This is a genomic window from Kitasatospora putterlickiae, from assembly GCF_039527695.1.
Taxonomy (GTDB): Bacteria; Actinomycetota; Actinomycetes; order Streptomycetales; family Streptomycetaceae; genus Kitasatospora; species Kitasatospora putterlickiae.
Map to the genome: position 1 here is coordinate 706 of NZ_BAAAKJ010000120.1, position 2,298 is coordinate 3,003.

Annotated in this window: 2 protein-coding genes; both read left to right on the plus strand. The window is 77.5% G+C overall.

Annotated features, from left to right (window positions below; translation table 11 throughout):
* A partial coding sequence (locus ABD308_RS12535) for a DNA polymerase III subunit delta' (protein WP_425554752.1) occupies positions 1-1,211 on the plus strand: 1,211 nt, incomplete at its 5' end.
* A gap of 241 nt (positions 1,212-1,452) precedes the next feature.
* The coding region (locus tag ABD308_RS12540; protein WP_486327019.1) for an alpha/beta hydrolase at positions 1,453-2,298 on the plus strand (846 nt) is incomplete at its 3' end.

Genomic DNA, 2,298 nt, shown 5'->3' on the forward strand with positions numbered 1-2,298 from the left:
AGCAGGCCGTCGCTGTCGGCGAGGACCACGACGGCGCCCAGCAGCGGATGGTCCGCGGGAGTCAGTCCGGCGGAGGTGACGTCGGCGTCGGGCGCGGCGCCGAGCCGGGGGCGGGCGGCAACGCCTCGCTGATGACGCACGCCTGGCTGTTCACCGGGCCGCCCGGCGCAGGCCAGACCACCGCCGCGCGGGCCTTCGCCGCCGCGCTCCAGTGCACCAGCCCCGACCTCGCGCTCGGCGGCACGCCCGGCTGCGGCTTCTGCGACGGCTGCCACACCGTCCTCGCGGGCAGCCACGCCGACGTGAAGTACGTCCGCACCGACGGCCTGTCCATCGGCGTCGGCGACATGCGCGCCCTGGTGCTGCGTGCCTCCAGCTACCCGACCGGCGGCCGCTGGTCGGTGATCCTGGTCGACGCCGCCCACCGGCTCACCGAGGCCGCCGCCAACGCGCTGCTCAAGGGCGTGGAGGAGCCGTCCCCGCGCACCGTCTGGCTGCTCTGCGCCCCCTCGGTGCAGGACGTGCTGCCGACCATCCGCTCCCGCTGCCGCCTGCTAGTGCTGCGCACCCCGGCCGCCGAGGCGGTCGCCGACATGCTGACGCGGCGCGACGGCGTCGAGCCGCACACCGCCCGGCTGGCCGCGCTGGCGGGCCAGGGCGACGTCGACCGTGCGCGCCGGCTGGCCGTCGACGAGCAGGCCCGGACCCGCCGCACCGACGTCCTGCGGATCCCGCTGGAGGTCGGCGACATCGGGGGCTGCCTGGCCGCCGCCCAGCGCCTGGTCGACACCGCCAAGGCCGACGCCGAGGCGCTCGCCGAGACCCAGGACGCCAAGGAGACCGACGACCTCAAGGCCGTCTACGGCGCGGCCGAGGGCGGCAAGGCGCCGCGCGGCATGGCCGGAGCGGTCAAGGAACTGGAGAAGCGGCAGAAGAGCCGGGCCACCCGGACCCGCCGCGAGACCCTCGGCGTCGCCCTGCTGGACCTGCTCGGCTTCTACCGGGACGTCCTCGCGCTGCAGCTCGGCTCGTCCGGTGTGCTGGCCAACGAGGACCAGCGGCCGGCGCTGGACCGGGTCGCCCAGGCCGGTCCGCCGGAGGCCACGCTGCGCCGGATCGAGGCGGTGCTCGCCTGCCGCCAGGCGCTGGACCGCAACGTCGACCCGTTGCTCGCCGTCGAGGCGATGACGGTGGCGCTAAGGGCGGGCTGAGCCGACCGCAGGGGCGGGCGGGCGTTCGAGGCAGCCGCGCGGGGCGCCGGTTCGGCTTCCCGCCCGAGTGTGGCGTCCCACCTTCGAGTGAATGTGCGTTACGCGCCGGGCACCCGCGCGTGCGGGCCCCGGGTCGTCTTGCACGCTGGGGGCCGACCGCGCCCCACCGCCGGGGCCGTCGCGTCCCGTACGGCGCCGGGCCCGTCCGGCCGGCCGGCCCTCCTCCGAGGTGGTGCGTCCCATGGTCCGTTCGCTTCTGGTCATTCCCCTGCTGACCGCCGCCGGGGGCGGGGTCTGGCTGGCGCGCGGCGCGCTGCTGCGCTGGCGCGACCTCCGGGCGGCGGCGACGTACGGGCTGGCCGGAGAACAGCGGCCGATGCTGCTGCGGGCGGCCGGGGCGTTGGTCTGCGGGGTCTGCGTCACCGTGCTGACGCTGCTGACGGCGCTGGGCACGTTCGGGGCGCTGAGCGGTGGCGGGACGAGCGGCCCGGCCGGTTCGCTCGCCGGACGGTTCGACGGTCCGGAGGGCGGAGCCGGCCGTCCGGCCGGGGGGTGGCAGGCGGCTCCGCCGGCCGACGCCGTGGACGCCGTCGCCGAGGCCGCGCCGACACCGTCCCCGGCGCCCGTCGTCAGCCGGTTCGACAGCGTCGGTCACCCGGGCGGCGGCGAGCTGCTGCAGTCCGCCGTCCCCGGTCCGGACGGCCACCCGCGCAACGTCCGGGTCTGGCTGCCCGCCCAGTACGCCAAGGACCCGAACGCCCGCTTCCCGGTCGTCGTGATGCACGCGGCCACCCCCAGGAAGACCGCCGACGCCGAGGTCCCGGACGTCTTCGACGGCCTCGCCTCCGCCGTGCAGACCAGCAAGGCCAAACCGTTCATCCTGGTCGCCCCCGAGGCGCCGAACGGCACCGCGCACCCGTGCGAGCTGGTCGCCGCCGCCCCGATGGCCGTCGCCGACGACGCCGCGCTGCGCACCACCATCGCCGCCACCTTCCGCACCCTGCCGCCCGGCCCGGCGGCCTGGGGCACCCTCGGGGTCGAGGACGGCGCGCCGTGCGCCGCGGCCGCCGGCCTGGCCCGCCCCGAC